Source organism: Sphingobacterium corticibacter, assembly GCF_003076635.1.
In the GTDB taxonomy this organism is placed as follows: domain Bacteria; phylum Bacteroidota; class Bacteroidia; order Sphingobacteriales; family Sphingobacteriaceae; genus Sphingobacterium; species Sphingobacterium corticibacter.
The window spans coordinates 321,740-343,850 of record NZ_QDKG01000002.1; the positions used below are offsets into that span (position 1 = coordinate 321,740).

The 22,111-nt window shown below is 43.0% G+C and carries 17 protein-coding genes; 4 read left to right on the forward strand and 13 right to left on the reverse strand.

The annotated features are described in order from the left end of the window. Positions 1 to 16: 16 nt before the first annotated feature. From DC487_RS07390 to DC487_RS07405, 4 genes are all read right to left on the reverse strand, one after another. Positions 17 to 604 (reverse strand): LOG family protein, encoded by a 588-nt coding sequence (locus tag DC487_RS07390; RefSeq protein WP_207774335.1) that lies wholly within the window; start codon positions 602 to 604, stop codon positions 17 to 19. 94 nt (positions 605 to 698) lie between these two features. After that, positions 699 to 3,116: an outer membrane beta-barrel protein gene (locus DC487_RS07395; protein WP_116775320.1), complete on the reverse strand. Its 2,418-nt coding sequence runs from the start codon at positions 3,114 to 3,116 to the stop codon at positions 699 to 701. A gap of 47 nt (positions 3,117 to 3,163) precedes the next feature. Continuing rightward, positions 3,164 to 4,804, reverse strand: a complete 1,641-nt coding sequence (locus tag DC487_RS07400; protein WP_116775321.1) for a PspC domain-containing protein — start codon at positions 4,802 to 4,804, stop codon at positions 3,164 to 3,166. A 33-nt stretch (positions 4,805 to 4,837) separates the two neighbouring features. Then, complete coding sequence (locus DC487_RS07405) at positions 4,838 to 5,173, reverse strand: PadR family transcriptional regulator (protein ID WP_116775322.1); 336 nt, start codon at positions 5,171 to 5,173, stop codon at positions 4,838 to 4,840. A gap of 200 nt (positions 5,174 to 5,373) precedes the next feature. On the opposite strand from DC487_RS07405, the gene DC487_RS07410 reads away from it, so the two are divergent. Further along, positions 5,374 to 5,751, forward strand: a complete 378-nt coding sequence (locus DC487_RS07410) for a VanZ family protein (RefSeq protein WP_116775323.1) — start codon at positions 5,374 to 5,376, stop codon at positions 5,749 to 5,751. A 62-nt stretch (positions 5,752 to 5,813) separates the two neighbouring features. Here DC487_RS07410 and DC487_RS07415 read toward each other — a convergent pair whose 3' ends face one another. Together DC487_RS07415 and rlmN are read right to left on the reverse strand one after the other, a co-directional pair. Further along, positions 5,814 to 6,515, reverse strand: coding sequence for a ComF family protein (locus tag DC487_RS07415; RefSeq protein WP_116775324.1), 702 nt, complete (start codon positions 6,513 to 6,515; stop codon positions 5,814 to 5,816). Positions 6,516 to 6,551: 36 nt separating this feature from the next. Further along, on the reverse strand, positions 6,552 to 7,616 hold the full coding sequence (gene rlmN, locus DC487_RS07420; RefSeq protein ID WP_116775325.1) for a 23S rRNA (adenine(2503)-C(2))-methyltransferase RlmN: 1,065 nt from the start codon (positions 7,614 to 7,616) through the stop codon (positions 6,552 to 6,554). Positions 7,617 to 7,701: 85 nt separating this feature from the next. Between rlmN and DC487_RS07425 the strand changes: the two genes are divergently transcribed. Then, positions 7,702 to 8,529 carry an SMP-30/gluconolactonase/LRE family protein gene (locus DC487_RS07425; RefSeq protein ID WP_116775326.1) on the forward strand — a complete coding sequence of 276 codons (828 nt, stop codon included), beginning with the start codon at positions 7,702 to 7,704 and terminating at the stop codon, positions 8,527 to 8,529. Here the strand turns inward: DC487_RS07425 and DC487_RS07430 are convergent. The 3 genes from DC487_RS07430 to DC487_RS07440 form a co-directional block, all read right to left on the reverse strand. Further along, positions 8,519 to 9,847 (reverse strand): hypothetical protein, encoded by a 1,329-nt coding sequence (locus DC487_RS07430; protein ID WP_207774336.1) that lies wholly within the window; start codon positions 9,845 to 9,847, stop codon positions 8,519 to 8,521. The genes DC487_RS07425 and DC487_RS07430 overlap by 11 nt on opposite strands. A 212-nt stretch (positions 9,848 to 10,059) precedes the next feature. Then, the gene (locus tag DC487_RS07435; protein ID WP_116775327.1) at positions 10,060 to 12,075 is read right to left on the reverse strand and encodes a RagB/SusD family nutrient uptake outer membrane protein; all 2,016 of its coding nucleotides are present in this window, start codon (positions 12,073 to 12,075) and stop codon (positions 10,060 to 10,062) included. Between the two features lie 18 nt (positions 12,076 to 12,093). Next, positions 12,094 to 15,345 carry a SusC/RagA family TonB-linked outer membrane protein gene (locus tag DC487_RS07440; protein ID WP_116775328.1) on the reverse strand — a complete coding sequence of 1,084 codons (3,252 nt, stop codon included), beginning with the start codon at positions 15,343 to 15,345 and terminating at the stop codon, positions 12,094 to 12,096. 256 nt (positions 15,346 to 15,601) lie between these two features. Between DC487_RS07440 and DC487_RS07445 the strand changes: the two genes are divergently transcribed. Further along, entirely contained in the window at positions 15,602 to 16,048 is a 447-nt protein-coding gene (locus tag DC487_RS07445; RefSeq protein ID WP_116775329.1) for a KTSC domain-containing protein, read from the forward strand. Between the two features lie 110 nt (positions 16,049 to 16,158). On the opposite strand, the gene DC487_RS07450 is transcribed toward DC487_RS07445, so the two are convergent. The 4 genes from DC487_RS07450 to DC487_RS07465 are packed head-to-tail and all read right to left on the reverse strand — an operon-like array spanning position 16,159 to position 20,804. Beyond that, on the reverse strand, positions 16,159 to 17,787 hold the full coding sequence (locus tag DC487_RS07450; protein WP_116775330.1) for a PepSY-associated TM helix domain-containing protein: 1,629 nt from the start codon (positions 17,785 to 17,787) through the stop codon (positions 16,159 to 16,161). A 7-nt stretch (positions 17,788 to 17,794) separates the two neighbouring features. Next, entirely contained in the window at positions 17,795 to 18,079 is a 285-nt protein-coding gene (locus tag DC487_RS07455; RefSeq protein ID WP_116775331.1) for a hypothetical protein, read from the reverse strand. 2 nt (positions 18,080 to 18,081) lie between these two features. Then, positions 18,082 to 18,357: a hypothetical protein gene (locus DC487_RS07460; protein WP_116775332.1), complete on the reverse strand. Its 276-nt coding sequence runs from the start codon at positions 18,355 to 18,357 to the stop codon at positions 18,082 to 18,084. A gap of 56 nt (positions 18,358 to 18,413) precedes the next feature. Further along, complete coding sequence (locus DC487_RS07465) at positions 18,414 to 20,804, reverse strand: TonB-dependent receptor (RefSeq protein WP_239016338.1); 2,391 nt, start codon at positions 20,802 to 20,804, stop codon at positions 18,414 to 18,416. 107 nt (positions 20,805 to 20,911) lie between these two features. On the opposite strand from DC487_RS07465, the gene DC487_RS07470 reads away from it, so the two are divergent. Beyond that, positions 20,912 to 21,907, forward strand: a complete 996-nt coding sequence (locus tag DC487_RS07470; RefSeq protein WP_116775334.1) for a helix-turn-helix domain-containing protein — start codon at positions 20,912 to 20,914, stop codon at positions 21,905 to 21,907. The last annotated feature ends 204 nt before the right edge of the window (positions 21,908 to 22,111 follow it).

A 22,111-nucleotide genomic window follows, 5' to 3' on the forward strand; every position in this document is an offset into this window, starting at 1 on the left:
CAACTAAGGGCTTTCTTTACACATCACCTTTGTCCAGCCATTTCGGCACATTAGGCGCTTCGTAGTTATTCATTTTCTCTAGGAGATCCGCAATATTATCCGATACGAGCAACATATCTCTATTTTCTGGTTTGAGCAATCCTGCTACTACCATTTGGTCGATAAATGTAATGAGGTGATCATAGAACCCATTGACATTCAAGATGCCAACAGGCTTGCTGTGCAGTCCGAGCTGCGCCCAAGTGATCATCTCAAAAAGTTCTTCTAAGGTACCAAATCCACCCGGCAGAGCGATGACTCCTTCGCAGAGCGTGCTCATTTTCATTTTGCGCTCGTGCATCGTTTCGACCACGATCAATTCTGTCAAACCATGATGACCTACTTCTTTCGCGTCCAGAAATTCGGGAATCACACCGATCGCTGTTCCATTGGAATCCAATGCTGCATCTGCGACAGCGCCCATCAATCCAACTTTGCCACCGCCGTATACCAATGTGATTTCGGCATGCTCCAAATGTGCACCAACTTGGCGCGCGCTCTCCATCCACACCCCATCAAAACCGGGACTGGAAGCACAAAAAATTACAACACTCTTTATATTCATAACTCAAAGATAGGTCTTTTTCGAAAGCCTAAAAACCAGAAATCCTCCCTTTTGCAAAGGAGGATTTCTGGTTTTGTAGACGACTTATTTGCGCCTATTGTGCGCGATCTCTTTCTTCATTGCCGCTATCAGACTTACGAACACTCTGTTTCAGATTGCCGAAACGGAATGTGTACGTTAAACGTACGGTCTGACTATCATTGTACTGGCGGATATCAGTAAGGAATGCACCAAAGTTCGTACTGATGTTGTTTCGACTCGTACGAAAGATATCTGTCGCTGCCAATTTCAAGGTGCTGCGTGGATCTTTGAAGGTATAATTCACGCCCACATCCAGATTCCAGCGACTGTGGATTTTGTAGATGTTGTATACGAATGGCGACGTGTACGCCAATGATGTTTCTGCCGAGAATGATTTATTGATCTTGAAGTTGTTCATGTTGTTCAACTGAAACATAAATCCACCTTGATCTACGAACGAGCCTGCAATCGGACCTTTGAAGTACATATGCACCAAAGTCATATTGTTATTGATACTCCAGAAGTTACCCACTTTATATGGCGTATTGATATTCAAATAACTGTTCACTTGACGGCCCAAATTCTCGCGAATTACCCAAGATCTTTTTGTTTCTTCATCTTGCCCCATACTTTCAGTAATCGCATCGTTCGTGATATCGCTACCTAAGGTGAAATTGAACATCTGCATCCACGTGTAGTTTAACGAGAAGCCATGAGTGTACTGCGGCTGCAAAAATGGATTGCCGCGCATAAAGGTAAATCGATCGATGAAGTATTCGAATGGATTAAGATATCTATAATTTGGTCTTGAAATCTTCTTGGCGTAACTCAAGGATATGATATTATTCTCATTCAACGTGCGTGTGATACTGGCAGAAGGGAATAGGTCAAAATAACGACGTTTCACATTGCTTTCCATCGTGCGCGATTCTCCATTCGACAGCGTCAACTCCCCTCTCAACCCTGCTTTGATAGACCATTTGTTGATCTCTCTACTGTAGTCCGCGTAGGCCGCAGCTACTTGCTCGGTATAAATAAAATGATTGGGACGACCGGCAAATTCCTGCCATACGCCGTTGACAATGTGATCAAACTGCATATTATTGTCCGAACGGACATTACTGTATTTCAGCCCCGTTTCGAACTTATCCTTATTCTTAAATGGCTTGCTATAATCTATTCGCCCCACATAGATATTAATATCTACCGGCATCGCACTACGCTCAAACTCTGGATCATACAGCAAGGAGCCTTGCGCATCACGCATCAAATACTCATAGTTAATGGTATTGGTATTTCTAAAACGCGTCAAATCCGCATCCACAACAAGCTTACCGCCAGAAGTATCGGTCAAAAAGGTATTGTTTAAGTTGAGAGAATAGCGATTGAAACCAGCGCGCCCAAAGGTATTAGAATTTAGCATGGAATCGATTGGTCCACTTGGGCGACTCATGTTGGTAAAACTGACATTATCCTCTTCCTCAAAGGAATTATTGGCAGAAAATTGCGCGAGAAAGGTGTTTCTTTCAGAGGTTTTTTGCTCGATTCCAAATCGGTAGGTATGTGTCTTATCCGTCTGAAACAAATCGGATGTCTGATCGAAGGCCGTAGGTTCCTCCTCACCAACCACGCGATAAATATCCAAATCAAACTTTCGCTTATTCTGCATATAAGAGTACGTACCGAACAGTGTAGTATTATTTTTCTTGTAGTTCAAACTTGCCGAGGTATTACCGCGTGCATAATTCCCTTGCGCTAAACTTCCGATCAACGTACCATTAAAACCTTCGATTTTATTCTTTTTCAACACGATGTTGATACTACCGGATGAACCTTCCGCATCGTCTTTGGCGCTGCGCGTAGTAGCTACTTCAATATTCTTGATCTGTCCGCCGTCCATCGATTTCAGAAACGAGGCCAGTTGCTCACCCGTCATAAATGTTTGGCGGCCATCAATCGTTACATTAATACCTTCTCGACCCATTAACAGAATGTTTTCATCTTTATCGATGGTCACTCCTGGTGCACGTTGCAATACTTCTAATGCATTGTTTCCAGCAGCCAACGTGGAGTTTTCGACATCCATCACGAGTTTGCCATTGCTACTTCTAATCAAAGGTTGCTGTCCGGTAACTGCTACAGCTTCGATCGTTTGGCTTTGTGTCGTTAGTACAAAAGCGGGCATTTCTAACGTCTTTCCTGCAAATTCAAAAGGTGCAGATTGTGAAGAAGCATAGCCAATAGAGCCAACTTCTAAGTAATAATTTCCATTAGGCACGTAGCTGAGGGTATAATGTCCTTTTGCATCCGTTAGTGCGGATTTCAACAAAACCTTCGAGCTGCTGGTCATCAAATAAACCGTTGCTCCTTCTAGTGGTTCTTTCTGTTCATTGTGTACTGAACCCTGAATATGCACGGTTGCCTGCTGGGCAAAAGCTAGATTCGTTAGGGCAATAGTCGTCCAGGCAACTATAAATAGTATTCTAATCATTGGTTGGTAGTATGAAATAAGTTTTTTTTCTAAGTGTTAGACGCCAACTAGGACTCCGATGTTACATCTTCTTCCGCATTTTTTTCATCTTCATCCTTATCTGGATCGGCGGTAGCACATTTCAACCCATTTTTCGTCATGATCCACTCGGTAGATTTATGGTTGATGTTTGGATAACAATCGTGTATCCATACGCTATTTCTCACACGGTGATCCATATTATTCATAATGGTCACTTTCGTGCCGATTGGCAAGAACACACTCACATCGATACGCTGATCACGATACAATTTCTTTTTTGAGCTAAACAAGAAGTGGCTGTCAAACACAAGATTAGATCCATCTTGTTTCATCTGATAAGCGATATCAGATGCATTATCCGAAGCTTGCTTAAAAGTGCGACCTTTTGCGGTATAGTTGTATTGTATAAAGGGTTTTTCTAATGAATCCAACGATTCAATGCGAATACTTAAATCATCGCGAAGGCTAAATCCATCTTCAATCGCTTTTAATCGACCGTTGTCAAAATCCTCACTTGAAGCATCGATCACACGCACATCTTTCTCGGAGAATATATAGTTTGGAGCCGATCGCAAAGGTTTCTCCACTTTGATCGTGCTTGTCTCCCGGAAGTTTTGGGCAGTTGCCACACAGAAATAGATGATTGCAATGATCGACAAACCCCAGACAGTTAGTAAGGTAAGCGACGCATAATTGTTCATCTTTGGAGCTTTAAATAATATGCGAAGCAAAAGATAAAACAATGCCATGAACGGAATAAAGTTGGCTAGAAAACCAGCGAGCAATGCTACATAGGCATCTGAAGGGTCGAGCAATTCGAGTGGAGGGAAGTGCATATCAGTCTTGAAACCGATGAGATATAATCCACAGAAAATGAAGAAAATAAACAATCCTAACAAGGTAAGACCAACCGAAATCAGAAGAATTATTCCGAAAAAACGACCAATAATCCGGAAAAACGAACCGATAAATGACTCGACAGAACGAGCACCACGACCGATGTACTCACGAGCGCCAGATAGCTGCCCCGACTGCTCATCCATCTCGTAGGATTTTTTGAAATTTTGCAAGTTCGGCGCCTCGCCACGCATGGCCATTTTATCTGCACGACTAACTGCTTTGGGCATAAAAATCCATAACACCACATATAGCATAGCACCAGATCCTGCAAATAAGAAGAAAGTCAAAAACATAACACGAACCCACTTCGGCTCAATGCCGAAATAATGTCCCAAACCGCTACAAACACCACCTAAGATCTTGTCATCGGGATCTTTCATCAGTTTTTTGGCAAAATAGGACGGTTCCACTTTCGGCGCAGGCTCATCTGCGTCTACGGATGATGCACTCGGATCTGCAGCAGTTTCAGTCGTAGAAAATTCTTCCTCGTCACTAATTATACCTGCTTCAAAATCACTTACGCGTCCCATTTGGGCAATGACTTGATTGACATCATCAATACCAATCACTTCTTTCTTGCCAGAATGAATGCGCTCGGAAAACATCTCCGCAATGCGGTTCTCAATATCTTCCAATATTTCTTTGCTATCTTCCGAGCGACCAAAATGTCGCTTGATGTCGATCATGTACGATCGTAATATTTCGTAAGCATCCTCCTCAATATGGAACACGATGCTGTTTATGTTAATGATTATAGTCTTATTCATGGTTTTAGGGTTTTAATATTTTGTTGTTGTCACTTAAATTGTTCGATTTTGCAATGAGATTTCTACGGCAAATAGCAGTTCCTTCCAAGTCACATCCAGCTTTTTGAGCACAGCCATACCTTCTTCGGTAATCTCATAATATTTGCGTGGCGGGCCAGAAGTGGATTCTTTCCAGTTGTAGCTCAAAAGTCCATTGTTTTTGAGCCTAGTCAGTAAAGGGTACAATGTACCTTCCACGATGAGCAACTCCGCTTTCTTCAACTCCGCAATTATATCTGATGCATAGATCTCATTCCGAGAAATAATCGAGAGAATACAGTATTCCAGTATTCCCTTTCGCATCTGTACTTGTGTGTTTTCAGCTACCATAACAATACAAAGATATATCTTTAAGACAGTACTTTGCAATACATAGTACTGTGCAAAATTAAAAAAATAACGTAAATATCTTATAATCAGAGTAATAATTTTTTTTAAAATACGCTTCGCGTAGATATAATGTAGCGGTAAACCTATAAAAATCGTTAAAGCATTTTTATCTTTAACAGATAAAACCGACTTTTACCACTATGCGATTTATTCTAAGCTATTCCTGGGCATTCCTATGGAGCATCTGTATGTTGTATCTCATGTTAAAATCGCCCAGCAACGATATTCCCATACCACTTTACGAAGGTTTTGATAAGATTGCTCATTGTGGCAGTTTCTTCTTGCTTACTGCATTATTTTTGTATGGAGCAGTAGCCAATACGAAAGGTATGGCGCGAAAGTATCTTACCGCATTTTGGGTCTTGCTCGGAACTGGTTCATTCGCTTTTTTCACCGAGTTTGCGCAGTATTATTTTACCAGTACACGGCAGGCAGATTGGTGGGATATCTTTGCAGATGCTGTTGGTATTGGCATGGCACTATTTTCTTACCTGCTATTCTACCGAAAACGATTTTAGGGGTTCATAACAGAACTACTTCAAGAAATTACTTTTATATTTTCGTGATTACGCTTTGCTGCTTAGGCACGTGCTATGGTAACGATCGACACCGTGCAGCCCAAACCATTCATTAGCTGTTGCGCTGCGGCGGCAATGGTGGCGCCTGTGGTAATTACATCATCTACCAACAGCACATGATTCGGGGTTTGCACCCCCTCCTTTTGCGGTACAAAAGCAAAGGCATTTTCCACATTATCGTAACGATCTATCCGCGATCTACGCGTTTGGGAAACCGAATTAAAGGTGCGTTTTATTAAAGAATTATCAATCGGTATGGCCAGCACTTCACTTAATCCGCGCGCAAAATATTCGGATTGGTTGTAGCCGCGTTTTCTCTTTTTGATGGGGTGAATGGGAATTGGCACAATGACATCGACTCCATCTACAATCGGGTTTTCTAGCAGTATTTCACCGTACATCTTGCCGAGATAGATTCCTATTTCAGGCTGTTGACCATATTTTAGATGGTGAATCATTCGCTGTACGCGAGATGATTTGGAAAGCGTCAACATAGACGCGGCATATTGAAATTTGACTTTGCCCCACAACTGTTTTGCCGTTTCATTTTCGGCATCTTTGTGGTGGTCGGTTTGGGGTAAATGGTACAAGCAAGTACTGCAGAGTATGTGCTCCTGATGCATCAAAACGGTATCACACCCTGCACAGCGCTCAGGAAATAGAATATGGACTAATCCATGCCAATACCGATCCAATTTGTACATAGAGGATACATGAATACTGCCACAGAAAATTTAGTTTTATACTTCCTCAGCAGTTTTATCTTTAATAGCTAATTGACCACAGGCTGCGTCAATATCTTTACCACGACTGCGTCGTACATTGGTCACCACGCCTTGGTTACGAAGATAATCCGCAAAAACATCAATCTTATCTGCCTCTGCATTCACAAAATCAGCCAAAGCGATAGGGTTGTACTCAATGATGTTGACCTTACAAGGGATATGTTTACAGAATTTCGCTAAATCTTTGGCATCTTCCAACTCATCGTTGAAGTTATGAAACACAATATATTCGAATGTGACCGCATTCTTGGTTTTAGCATAGTAATACTTGAGCGCCTCAGCCAAGGCTTTCAACGTGTTCTGCTCATTGATCGGCATGATTTCGTTGCGTTTTTCATCATTGGCAGCATGCAAGGAAAGCGCCAGGTTGAAACGAACTTCATCATCTCCGAGTTTTTTGATCATCTTAGCGATACCCGCCGTACTTACTGTAATCCGTTTGGCGGCCATATTCAGGCCCGTTGGCGACGTAATGCGCTCAATAGATTTCATCATATTGGCATAGTTAAGCAGCGGCTCGCCCATACCCATATATACGATGTTTGACAACGGTTGCTGATAATGATCTTCTGCCTGTTTGGCAATCAAGACCACTTGATCGTAGATCTCGTCGGCATTGAGATTACGTTTGCGATCCATATAGCCAGTTGCGCAGAATTTGCAGGTGAGGCTACAGCCAACTTGCGAACTCACGCAAGCCGTCATCCGTGAATCAGCTGGAATCAGTACGCCTTCAATCACATTACCATCATAAAGTGTAAACGTGCTTTTGATGGTTTTATCGTTACTGATCTGCGATTGACGCACTTGTGCTGCATTGATCGTAAAATTGGTTTTAAGGTTTTCGCGCAGCGCCTTACTCAGGTTGCTCATCTCATCAAAAGAGGTACATGATTTTTGCCATAGCCACTCATATATCTGCTTTGCGCGAAACGCCTGCTCCCCCATCTCCGTAAGCTTGACCTTTAGCTGATCAACACTCAAACTTCTGATATCCACCAATTTTACATTATCTTTCACAAAGGCAAAGATACAGAAAGCCCGTTAAACCTTTGACATTCTTCGCTAAATTTGATAAATTAGGACATTCACAAAACACACTACCATGAAAAAGACATTGGCACTACTCGCTCTTTCTGCGCTGACCTATTCAGTTCAGGCACAGCACCAACTAGAAAAATTGTGGGAATCTACTGAGCAATTACCTGTTCCAGAATCGGTATTGCCACATCCTGCTCAATCCACCCTTTTGGTTTCGTTGATTGATGGTGGGGGCAGTGAAAAAGATGGCAAAGGTGGTGTTGCCGTATTGCATGCTGACGGTAAAATGAAAGATGCTACTTGGGTGTCAGGACTGCACGCGCCAAAAGGAATGGCTATGCACGGCAATCGCCTATATATTGCCGATATTACGGATGTGGTTGTCGTGGATATGGCGAATGGAAAAGTGCTAAAAAAAATCCCTGTAGCAGGTGCGACATTCTTAAATGACGTGACCGCAGATGCCATGGGACGTGTGTTTGTATCCGACACACGCGAGCATAAAGTGTATCTGATCGAGAACGATCAAGCGTCTGTGTATTTGGAAGAAGCCAATAATGCAAATGGTGTCCGCGTAATCGGAGAGGCGCTATATGTGTTAGCTGGTAAGGAATTGTGGAAAGTGGATCAAGCCAAAAACAAAACCGTCATTACTAAAGATTTGGAAGAAGGTGGTGATGGCTTGGAGCCGGTCGGCAATGGCGATTTCTTGGTCACTTGCTGGCCTGGATTAATTTATTACATCAAAGCCAATGGCACTGTAGAAAAACTGCTTGATGTACGCGGTAAAATGAACACTGCCGACTTGGGTTTTGATGCAAAAACGAAGACATTATATATACCAACCTTCAACAACAATAGCGTAGTCGCGTATAAGTTGGTTAAAAAATAAATCCGATGCCGGTCTCTACCATGTTGGAGACCGGATTTGGATCCAATGGCGACTTATTACGTCGATACTGGTAATTAGCTTTCAGCACAATGTTTTCTTTCGTGTTGAAATTAACGCCCAACGTAGTAATGCTCAAATTGCTTTCTACCCGCGGAATGCTTTGCAACAACGGATTTACCTGCTGATGCGTATTGAGGCGTTCATATCTTCCAAACAAGCTTAGTTTCATCTCATGCGAATCGAATAAGAAGGAGGATCGATGCTGCCGTTGGCTTGCAGGCCCCCGACGCAGATATGGCAAAATATCGCTGCCTAATTCGAAGAGATAACCATATGTGTTGCTCCCTAGGACCTGACCGCCATTATCTGCGTGTTCAGCGGTCTGCTGATATATTTTTTCGGTATCACTCAATGTACCGTAAGTGCCCAATGCAACAAATCGAAAAGTGCGCCAATGGTATGTACCGTAAGCCGTTGTTAGGTTAATTCTGCCTTTTATATCTTCCTCCCGATCGTTCATTCGAACAGCATTCCCCTGCCCTGAATTGCCATAATACCCCGATACAGACAATGTAGCTCCCGGCAGCCCATGGTAATTGATTTGTGGATTGATCGCAAGAGAACGAGGTACGCCCAAACGAATTTCACGGCCTTGCCTGATCCAACTTGCGCCGACAAACTCTTCGCTATTTAGGCCTTGAGAAAATCCCAAAGCATAACTCCAGTCTTTGGAAATATTGCCATAAAACATGGCGCCAAACTCGATCCATGTGGAGGGTGTAATCAATCTTTCGACATCCGACCGATTGACGGAGTAGAACATTACTGGCTCATCATTATTATTGACATATCCGATCGTCAATGGATAAAATCCTAGTCGCGCTTTCAGATAATCGGCATAAAGATAGTCTACAAAAGCTTCTACTAAAATTTCCTGATGTGTATTGCCATCGCGATCATGCATAAACTCAATTTGAAACTCCGAGTTCCAAATAAGCTTGTCGGTGAGGCGATAACCAAAAAAAGTCGAGTACCGATACAGACCAGAATAATACAGTTCTAGATCACCCAAATCGGTGTTCACATTTTGTTGAAATGGTACATAATTGAATTCGCCAAAACCTCCGATCGACCAGCGCTTCTCTGAGAAAAAGATTTTGGATGCCGCCAACGCCAATCCAGGTTGTTGCTGAAAGCGCGGCTTGTCGACCTCGGTGGTGTCGCTGAAATTAATAAGGGTGTCAGTTTGCACCTGACCTATCGTCGTCTTAGCACAAAAAATAAATGCTGTAGCAATGGTGATAAAAATGTTCCGCATAAATCGCCCTTTTACTTCAATTATTCGATTTCGCGTGCAAAGTTAGCTTTTAATTACAAAAAACAACTCAATTGAAGCAAAAAGTTTAAGTATAAGCATAAAATGTCACGCAATAAAAATGTCATTCTACTGATGCTCTTTATCACCAGTAGAATGACAAGTCATCGAGCGACGAGATTCGCACGATCTTTCTTTGCTACGAAATACGCGGATTACTCCGTTCTATCTTCGTCGGCTACCGCCTCCTGCCAAGTACTCCATTTGGCAACGCCAGCATCATACCCGTCGTAACCGAAATTTTGACTCAGGACGCCTTTTGTATTCGCTGTAATAGCAGCATAGGGTATTGGCCAATACATATTTTTCTTATCCATCGTGTAATTCGGATTACTATTTCCGGTGGCATTGATCTGAATTGGCCCTTTGTTGTACATACTATAATGATTGATGCGCTGATACCAATAACTGCCTCCAGCATCATCCGTGCCTGACTGTTTGTCGAAATTGGCCAAGCTATAGGTATTCCCCCATTCGTCGGGCTGGCCGCTACGAGCCAGACAAAGTGACACGCGTTTCAATTCCACATTGCGCCACTCTTCCCAATACAATTCGCGCGCACGCTCATTCATAATATCGCCGATGGTAACAGCTCCTTGGTACAATTGTGTACACTGTGCTCTCTGGCGAATGATGTTCAAATCATCTTTAATTGTCCCATCGTTCGGGTTAAGATAATATTTAGCTTCGGCGCGTAGTAAATAGGCTTCTGCCAAGCGATACAAATACCAATCGGCAATTCCGCCGTTCGTCGCGCCACGCAAACCATCAGAACCAACAATGTTGGCCTCATTCACCGGGTCATTCAAAAAGAACTTGTAGTGAGGAACATCAAACCAACGACGAATGGTATCGCTACATAATAATGCACCTGTTGTAGGATGAAATAGGGTTAGATTTTGGCCAAACTGCGCAGAAGCTTTATTGTTTACTTTATAATCCTCCATCCGTATCCAGTTTCCTGTGCTGGAGCTATGGCGAAGATCTGTCGCGTCGACTTGTCCATTCACATTCCATACCGCATGTGTTTGAAAATAAGTAGGACGAAATGTTGATATGCCTCTTCCGAATGAGCGCATATAGTCGTACAGCGGATTGTAGTCGCCGCTATTACGACGAACATTCAGCATGGCTTGGCGACCATCAGGCGCTTGCACCCGATTGTCGAACACAAACGGATATAAGATCCGCATCGTTAGCATTTGTGAGAAGGATTCCGCATCAGAACCCCGATTTGGCATTCCCATAATGACTTCCTTATTGGCTGCGATCAGTTTATTTTCCGCACGGTGCATATCCCAGATCACATTTCTGGTGATCGGCCAAGTGCGCGCTTCACCACCCGGATTGAAGGTGCCAAACGTATTGGTCATCAAGGAATATCCCGATTGATTAATAAGAATATCGGTTTGGTCTTTCGCTTTCTGGTATTCGCCCATCGCCAAATAAAGCTTTGTCAACAGCATGCGGCAAGCGCCTTTATTCACTAAACCAATCAGATTAGTTTCCTGCTGCGTAGGCACCCATTCGACCGCAAATTCCATATCTTGTATCAACATCTGCAAAATGGCATCGCGCTCCGTACTGCGGTAGTTCTGTTTTGGCACTTCCAACAACTTGCTTACCAATGGAATATCGCCAAATTGGAATACTAAGGCCATGTAGCGAAAGGCGCGATGAAAATAGGCTCTGCCTTTGTAAGCATTTTTAATATTTTCGTCTAAACCCTCTACTCGATCAACAAATTGGATAATGGTATTGGCATAGGAGATTCCTTTGTACGTTTCTTGCCACATATACCAAATACTGTTGGTTCTGTCCAAGTTCTGCAACCCCGTTTCGCTAGTTGGCGTTAGCATATTAGCCACATCACATAGCATATTTCGTTTATCCGTAGCGCCAGCAACCATTAGTTCTGAGAAGATATACTCTGTGCCCAACGTGAGCATCTCATTGTGCTCTGTAGCCCAATATAGTTTAAGGTGACGATCACAGATTGCCATGGCAGACATCAATCCTGATTCCGTAGAAAAAGTCGCTGCGGGCTCATAGATCGATAAGGGATTTGGTTTCAAAAAATCTTTGGAACAACTGCTAATTAACATGATCCCACTCAATATCGCGGCTATGCTGTACGATAGGCGGCTAGATCGTTGTTGAATATTTTTCATGGTTAAGTACTTTAAAATTTAAAAAACAAGGTTTAAGCCAAACGTATATAAGCGCGGCGCCCAACCACCGGTCTCTGGATCGCCATACGGCCAACCTGGTGACCAAGTCGCGACATTGCGCACAGCGCCAAATAATTTGATGCTGTTTAGATCTAAGTTTGAAGTCCAATGTCTTGGCAATGTGTAGCCCACAGTGATGTTCTCCAACCGCACGAAAGAGCGATTGTACAGTTTATTAACACCGCCAGCACCCACCGGACCACCCGCTTCGATACGACCAAATTCATTGGTTGGATTATCTGGTGTCCAATACTCTTTCCATTCTCGGTTAGATAAACCATACGCCATATGACCACCATTATCATCGTTATTCAGGTAGTTCCCATTCAAACTTTTGTGTCCGGTATACGCATACAAATTGAAAGAGAAAGTCAAATCTTTCCATAACGTGAAGTCACTACGTAATGACCATTGAAATGGCGCTACGCGACGCCCCAAGAATTCTTTATCTTGATCATTATAGACTGGTTTGCTCGTGCCATCTGCATTGATGACGTCGTCTTCTGTATAATTATTAGCCACTTTAGGATCGCCCGGTAGTTGTCCGTAACGCGCTGCTTCTTCTACTTCATTGGCTTGCCAGATTCCAGTAACACGATAGTTCCAAATGGCATCAATCGGTTGATCAATAAACCATCCATTCGGGATATCATCTACTTCTCTACGACTCAAAATACTGCCGTCTGGCGCAATAACGTCTTCGTATTGGTAGTATAAATGCTTGATGCGATTCTTATTATACGACATACCAAAATTGGTGCTCCATTGGAAATTTTCGCGTTGGATGTTGAGGGTATTTAAGGTCAATTCGAAACCTCTGTTGTCTACCTGACCCAAGTTGGTCGCGATGCGCTCAAATCCCGTGAATGATGGTAAGCGCTGTTGCATAATCATATCTTTGGTACTCATGGAGTAGTACTCCATCGTAGTCGAGATCCGATTATTGAACAGGGAGAATTCCAAGCCCACATTATAGGACGCGGTTTTTTCCCATTGTAAGAATGGGTTAGCCAATCGGTCAGCCATCAAATACCGGTACAACGCTAATTCGCCCGCACTATTAATGTACCCCTGCATCTTACCTGCGCCTTCATACAGATTGGCTAATGCCAAATTGGGATCTGCCAACGATCTATTACCATTCTCTCCGTACGATAAACGAAGTTTACCATTGCTGATCAGGCCTTGTGGATTAAAAAAGCTTTCGTTGGTAAAATTCCATGCTACCGCAGCAGATGGAAAAATAGCATGTGGGTTGGATGTACCAAAACCCGAATAACCATCACGACGAAGTGAAGTGGTAAGCTGGTAACGGTCATCGTAGGAGTAAAACAAACGTCCTAACATACCATCTGCCGTTTGGCGCGTATCAAAACTGGAGTACGAGCTGTCTTCTTTCATCCCATTTCTGGTATTGTGAAAACCCAAAGCGTCTGATGGCAAGATGTTTCGAGCATTGATCATATCTTCCCAGAACTGACGTTCTTCCGCTTCATACACAAAGGTCGCGTTGATGCGGTGCTTGTCATTAAACTCTTTCTCCCAGCTCACCACATTGTTGATCGACCAGTCGAACCGCTGCGCTTGCGAGCGGTTCACACCGCGAGATTTGGGATCCGAGCCCGGCAAAGCGGCCGACATAAAATAACGATCATGAAAAAACTGAAAGCGCGGTGAGGCGTTGAAAGAGTAGTTAATGTTGAACGGCAATTTCACACGTGCCTGCAAAATGGAATTCAACGTCGTGAAACCTTTTTCTAGCTCCAGAAACTGTTTGACAAAGTCATAATTGTAACCACGCTGGCTAAATTCGGGACCTAATGGAAACTGAACTGGATTGCCATCCGTATCTGCATAATCGCCATATGGACTGTTGCGTAGCGCCTGTGCCTGATCGATATCTACATTACCATCCGACCTATTTTGAAAGTTAACATTTGCGCCCAACTCAAACCACTTGGTGACCTTCGCGTCAATCTTCATGTTTGCGCGTACCGCGCGATAATTGTCGGATACGACAACACCTTGATTTTTCATGTAACCCATAGACAGGTAATAGTTTACCCGATCTCCAGCACCACTCACACTAGCATTATAATCTTGATCCAATCCCGTACGGAACACATGTTTAGACCAATCTGTAAAATTGCCATCCAAAAAGTTTTGCAAGGCATTGCCGGTGAAACCCAATCGCCTTCCCCAGATCGCCATATCAGACTCTCCATCTACGTTCGATGTGTAAGCGCGCCACGTATCGGCGGATACGCCTGCTGGTAATCGATCTGGACGCACAAAAAATCCCGGTTGCTGTGCAAAAAGCCCCGTTTGATAGGCTTCATATGCTCCTGTGCTTGGGTTTACACCGTAGGTATTTTTGGTAAACCAATCTTCTCTATGTCTGAGATAACCTGCTTCATCAAATGGCTCACGAAAGGTACTCAAGGTAGAAGCCCCGACGTTTGTCCGTAAGTTGACGATTGGTTTGCCGGGTTTACCTTTTTTTGTCGTAATAATGATAACTCCACTAGCTGCTTGAGCACCATAAACTGCCGCCGCAGAAGCATCTTTTAAAATGTCGATCTGCTCAATATCATCAGGATTGATTTCGGATAGTTCCCCATAATAAATCATTCCATCCAGAATCAACAACGGACTATTATGGCCGCCTTCATCATAAACAGAACGCTGACCGCGAATCTGCAAACCACCTCCACCTTTGGCAGAAGGATCAAAGCCCACGCGTACGCCTGGCGTACCGCGCAAGATATCTTGCACCGTACGTGGATTTTCATTAGCGATATTATCAGGGCGAATCTGCGTGACTGCACCCGTCAAATCTTTCTTGCGCATACTACCGTAACCTACCACAACGACCTCGTCCATACCGTGCACATCTGTGCTCAGCGTGACATTGATCGTCGTACGGTTTTCAATAGGAATTTCTTGTACCGCGTATCCTGTACTGGTAAAGGTTAGCGTGTTTCCGCCCGTGGCCGGAAGCTCTAAGCTATATCGGCCTTCCACATTGGTCGAAGTCGCGCGGTCAGAGCCTTTCACACGTACAGTTACACCTTCTACAGGAGTGCCAACTTCGGATGTAACGATACCGGAAATTTGCTTGTTTGGCGATTGCGCCTGCGCAATCGATGCCCGATAGGGACTCAAGCTTGCCAACAGAATGACAAGAATAAAGTAGCATTTATTCATCATGATTAACAATTTAGGCTGAGGACATACGCCGTAGTTAAGGGCGTATACAATTCCATCATCGTAGACATTAGGTAAACTTATTATAATTGGTGTCGCGGTTCAGACGACAATTCAAAAGTCTCCAATCTCCGTGGGAAAAAATTGACTAATTAGCTCAATTTCTAACCAAATAGTATCATGCTTCTGCTGTTCTTTTTAAATAGCAACGGTGCGGTAATGAAATTGTCTTAGCTTTGCATCATCAAAAAACACAGGGATGAAAAAAATTGCAGACTATAGAAATTTATTGGGAGTAGACAAAAACGCTACGCTAAAAGAGCTTAAGACCATCTACAGAAATGCGATGAAAGATACTCATCCTGACAAGTTTGTCGATAACGACGACGCTAAACTCGAAGCGGAAGAAAAGAGCAAAACGGTTATTGAGGCCTATCATTTTCTGGTAAGCATACATGCTGAAACACAGGAAAAATATAAAGAAGAGTATACGGAAACGACTACAAAATCAAATATTCATGATTTTTATTTAGAGAAGTCTATTCTTAAAGTACAACATCTTAATGGGCAAAAGTTCGAATACATCGGTGTGCCAAAAAATGTCTATATTAAGATGGTAAACTCAGACTCGCCAAGCCGTTTCGCAAGAAGACATATTTATGGAAACTTTATATACCGGAAGTCTGGTGAAGCGATGACCGATTAATTTTCAATAACTATGAATCCCGAGATTAAAGCACAGCTAGCTTTTGTCAAGCTAGCTGTGCTTTAAACGTAGAAGAAATCCGCCTACGAGCATTATCTGCGTTTGATTAACTACTTTTCTTTGTCCAACAACACCTGAAAAGGCTTCGCCTGTTTATTGACTTTCCAGCTAGCTATTATACTCGCTATGCCAAGCAATAAAAAAAGCATATCGATCAGAAAAATACCATCGGCTCCCATCTGCTTCGTTTTCCACAACCATAAGCCCGTGGTAAAACCATTGGCTAATGGCACCAGCAGACAGGTAATCGCCGATAGGATCAAGGTATGCAGATTCACTCTGGATGGATTTCGCAAGGCGATCAAATAGATGCTCAACACCAGCCAACTGTAAAAATAAACACGATAGACCACTTCTTGATTTATCGTCGGTAAAAACTTCAGCATGATGAAGGTGAACGCCGTAACTGGCAACATCGCTAAGCAGGCAGACAGAAATACATTGCTTGCCCAGAAGTTGAACCGTCTTTTGTACAACGGCACATTGTTTTTGTTGCGCGCTACCAACCAGATCATAATACCAGAGATGATGACCGCACAACCCATTAACCCCAAAACAAAGAAAACCAGACGCAACGGTGTGCCACCAAAATCACCAAAATGCAGGTGATAAATTAAGCTACGGACACCATCTACATAGTTTGCGTCATCGATCGGCGATTTTGATTCTAAAACCTCGCCCGTAGCAATATTTTGCTTTACAAATCCCGAACCGGCGAATCGTCGTGCAGGATTTGGTTTTGCTTCCAACACAACCTGCATGTTTTGATCTTGAAAATTACGAATATGAATACGAGAAATTCGACTGCCTTCCCAAGTCTGCTGCCATTCGGCAACGTAGGCGTTCATATCAAACTCCTTATCTAATGCTTGGTAAGCATAAGGCACTTCGATCGTCCGATTGTATTGCAGATCCTCAAAAAGCTGCTCTTGCTTGCCCTCATACAGGAAATGCGAGAATGGCGTGGTTAACACGAAATTCGTAATCAAAACTACCCCCGTCACCGCAAACAATAATTGGGATGGAAATCCGATTACGCCTAAGACCGTATGCATATCCGTCCACACGGTTTTCCATTTGCTCCACGGACGGAACAAGAAAAAGTTGGTTTTGATTTTATCCCAATGCAATAGTAATCCCGTTATCAATGCAAAGAGAAAAAGAAAAGATACAATGCCCGCTAATAAATAGCCAAATGGCGTACCCAAACGGATGGGAATCTGATTAAGTGGCGCCAAAAAATGTAGGCGATACAGAAATTCGCCCATATCATAGCCTTCGGCATAGCTCGTTGGGGTCTTGTTGGCAAAGTAATACAAGAAATAGGCAGAATCACCCGATTGCTGCCGACGACCTCTTTTTGCTTCGACCGGCACTGGCTTACTAATCGTAGTGTCTTTGGAAGCCGACATATTGATGTATGCACCTTGCCCGCTATTAAGCATATAGAAATCAAAGTCACGCCCTTGTAGATTGTAGGTTTTCGAAAGGGAATCGATCAAGTAATTATAATCAGCGGATATGTTTTCTCCATGTGTTTCCGCTTTTTGCCAGGCGCTAATGCTGTCTTTAAAAAAGGCAAAAGAACCCGCGAAAAAGATCACATACAGCAAAGCGGCGATGATAATACCGCTAATGGTGTGCGTATGGAAGTAGATATTGTATTTCCTTTGATCCATTTGATTTTTATGCTTGAAGAAGAAAGTACAATCCGTAAAAAACGCTGGTGGCCAGTAAGTAAATCAGCCATACACGCCACACATTCTTGTCCACAAATGCCCAAAGCAAAAGAAACGCCCACAAAATGTAGCCCGTAAAAAAAGCCGTGGCCACCACATTTTCTTTCGGAAAGAAGACGGTCATGAGCAAATGAAAACTAAACATTGTACTGTAACCTCCCAATGTTCCCGCAAGAATTTTGCTGAGACGCAGCCAGCCCGATTTGGTCAAGTATTTTTTATTTGCTGGCATAATTACAACAGTTCAAATAAAAGACAGAACAGATACAAACCAACCACATACGGTATGCGAAGCCAAGAGAATGGAAAAAACAAAACGCACACTCCGCCCATCATCATGAGGATCACCACCGCTGCAAACAAACCACTTCCGACTCCCAAGGCCAACATACAGCCATTCGTGCCCAGTACAAATAGCCCGATAGCTACTTTCTTGCTGATCTCACGACTCTGCCATTGTGCTAACCACTGCGGTTTATCCGGCCAAGATATTCTCTTGGACGTACTCATCCACAGCAAAAAGCCGGCGAAAAACAAAAAGCAGCAGGTGGTGATCATCTTATTTGTTAAAAGGTATAACCTAAGGTCAATCTAAATCCGCGCGGTGGCAATGCTCTCCAACCATAATGCGAGTAACCCCATGCACCAGGATAAAAACCAGTGTAGTTATAGCGATCCATCACATTGTTCACGACCAAAGCAATGTTATAGTTGTCTCTTTTATAAGATGCGCCTAAGTCTACAGAAAACAAATTGTCTGGAAGATATTTCTCGACGGTTGACGGCCAAGCTGCACGGTTTGCCTGTAATTCATAACCTGCCGAAAAGCCCAATCCTTCCAACGCGCCGCGAGTCATTCTATAATTCAACCAAGCATTGGTGATATGCTCTGCATTTCCGTATAACATCATACCTACTCGAGCCGGATTATTATCCTTCGAAATTTTTGCATCGGTGTATGCATAGTTGAACATCACATTAAAAGAAGGTGAAATGCGACCATTTATATCCACTTCAATTCCTTTGGAAGTCGCTTCTCCCGACTGCTCAACCAAACCCGGACGATCAGGTCCTGCCGTGGTCGTAATATTCGTACGTACCAAATGGTAAGCCGTGATTCCTGCTAACAAATTGCCATTGAACCAGGTTTTTTTCAAGCCCAACTCTTTGCTCGTACCACGGGAAGGATCTACCGGATTTCCGTTTACTTGCGTACCTGTTTGCTCCTGAAATGTCTGATCGTACAAGGCAAAAGCCGTAAATGTTGGCGTAATCAATCCCGTAACACTAAAGCGAGGAGTCAATGCGCTATTATGTACACGTGCACCATTCGAAGCCGCGCTAGTACGTGTGGTCGACGTATAACGTAGCCCCGCACCGATGCGTAATTTATCATCTAGAAAATGAGCTTCATCTTGGAAATGCAGAGAATAGTAGCTGTACTCTGTTAAATACTGTGCGCCACGCTCCCGCAATGAACGGCTTCTGTCGTAAGTCGGCAAATCAGATTTTCTCAATTGACCATAGACAGGATTGTAGATGTTGAATACACCTGGCAGTGTATCCAAGTTTGTCCAATCTGCCACGTATGATTTAGTCCCCATATCCAAACCAAACAAGACATTGTTCTGTACTTCGCCTAGGTTGAATTTACCTTTCATAAATACCTGTCCTACGGTCGAAGTGTTCATCGCATCGCCAATAGCAAGGTTTCGCTTTGTGTTACCCAGACTATCCAATGTGTTAAAAGTAGCGTACAGCGATTCGCCTTGCATCTGAGAGTTGATGTAACCGAATTGTCCGGTCATCATCCAGTTATCTGAAAAATAATGATTTACCGTACCAAACACATTGTGCTCGCGCACCACCGTTGGATCGATAATGGGATCGGAAAAGCTAAATTCTCTCGGCAATTCTTTAAATCCTTTGATCCCATACGCGTATTTCGAGAATCCTCCCGTGAATGCATTTTGAGATAAAATGTATTCTGCCGTAAAGTCAGTTTTTTCGGAGTGGACATATTTGATGGATGGATTGATCACAAATTGCTCATTAGAAGCGTGCATCACATGCGAACCTTTTTTGGTACCCATCAAACTCAATCTTCCCAAGAGTTTACCATCTTGCGAAAGCTTACCATCTACATCGACTTCAGCGCGGTAAAGACCAAAGCTACCCAAGCTCAAGCGAGCAGTATTGACAGCGTCTTCTCCTTTAGGTTTTTTGGTCACGATGTTGTAGAAACCACCAGGTTGCGTATTACCCATCATAAAACCGGCTGGTCCTTTTACAAACTCAATACGATCAACGAAAGCCATATCTTCGCGAAGCGGACCAAAACTACCGCTCACATCCATACCATTTCTTAGATTAGAAGCAGAGTATCCACGTACCGCGATACCAGCGCTCGCCTCTTCTTGGTGATAGATCGTACGCGCTCCACTGACATTACGTGTAAAGCCTTCCGCAGTAGAAAATATCATCTGATCGTTCAATAAGTTCTTGTCGATAACCACAATATTCTGCGGAGTCACCAAGAGGTTTTCCGATAAACGTAACGTGGATGATGGTACATTTCTACGGTTGGCAGATACGATGACAGACTCAATTTCATCACTGCTGATTTCCAGCACAAAATCTACAGTCACCTTAGTTCCATTTTGGATCGATACCGTTTTCTGAGATTTGTTTTTACGATAGGTCGCGATGATTTCGAGGTTGCCCGATGGCACATTTTCTAATGTATAGCGCCCGTCCTCATCGGTGACTGTTTTTTGCGCATTGTTGGCGATAGAGATCGCTACTCCCGCCATCGCTGTTCCATTATTGGAAAGTACTCGACCGGCGATCTCATTGCTATTTTGAGCAACAGCTTCAGTAGGAAAAACGATTAAGCAAGTATACAGAGCAAATAGCACCATGTGCAGACTATACCAAACTGGTTTATATCTATTCATTATCTTATTTAGAATTAGTTTAATTAACTTTGACAAAAGTAGACAATGCCGTTTATCGTTTTTGTTGCGATTGGTATAAATGTTTTAGAATTCGGGAGTGAAATTTTATGGTGAAAAGGGAACAGCGCGCAGTCCAAGATTTTTTTTATTTAGACGAGATTTGGCAAGGATCGAGCAGAGAAAACCCCTGCGTGGAGAAGTCATTACATAATGAGATGGGTGATTTCAAGACCATTTACATTCATGAGTCGGAGAAGTTGGCCATTCGCGAGTATCATTCTATCTACCATGAAGATTGTACGCTAAAAAGCACGGTGGATGAAAGTCTTTATGTAGAAATGAGTTTCTTTTTGCACTCGCACACCATAAAAGATCGTATTGACGGCCGACCCAATGAGTACCTGCCTTACCATGGTTACGTGTATTTCGTGCCAAAAGGCGCAAACTTCGAAGTCACGCTAGAAAAGCACAAAAACTACCGACATGTAGATATGTATCTTGAAATCGGTCATCTCGAAGAATGGATTGCCACCCATGCCTATGTGAAAAAATTTGTAGAAGATGTCCGCGCCGATCGAGCCGCACATTTATTTCCTGCTGGCATTCCCATTTGTCCAGAAATAGCGAATCTCTTATTGGATATCAAAGCAAGCGAATTGGATGCAATTAGCCGCGAATACTTCATCAAAGGAAAAATATACCTCTTATTGAGCCTGTTATTTCAGAAAGCTCAGCATATGGCAGCGCCAAACAAAAAGCAATCTGTAACACTACGACAAGACGAGCAGGACAAACTCGATCACATCGCACAACTGATGGAGCAAAACCTCGATAAGTTTTATTCGACCGAGTTTCTGGCAAAAGAGTTCGGCGTAAACGAATTCAAACTTAAAAAAGGGTTTAAACAACGCTATGAGATGGGACTATTTGAGTTTGCTATCAAGCTCAAAATGCAACGCGCCAAGGAACTTATTTCGAACCGCAGTCATACGTTTAAAGAGATCGCGTACCTGTTGGGTTATTCAGCGCCGTCTTCATTTTCGGTCGCCTTCAAGCGAGCAACCGGGCTTTCTCCACTGCAATATAGTAAGGGAGTGGGGTGATAAAGTTGCTTGCATAATGCGGTTACTACATCAGTACAAGCAACCATTCAAAACGACGAAAAGTTTACAGATTAAAAAAAATCTACCAAATTGGTAGATTTTTTTGTTTTTATCATTTTATGACTTTATATTTGTTCTATCATAATTTAGGTTTATAATTGGTTATCTAAAGGTTTTCTCTCTCCCCGTTTGAAAACCTTTTTT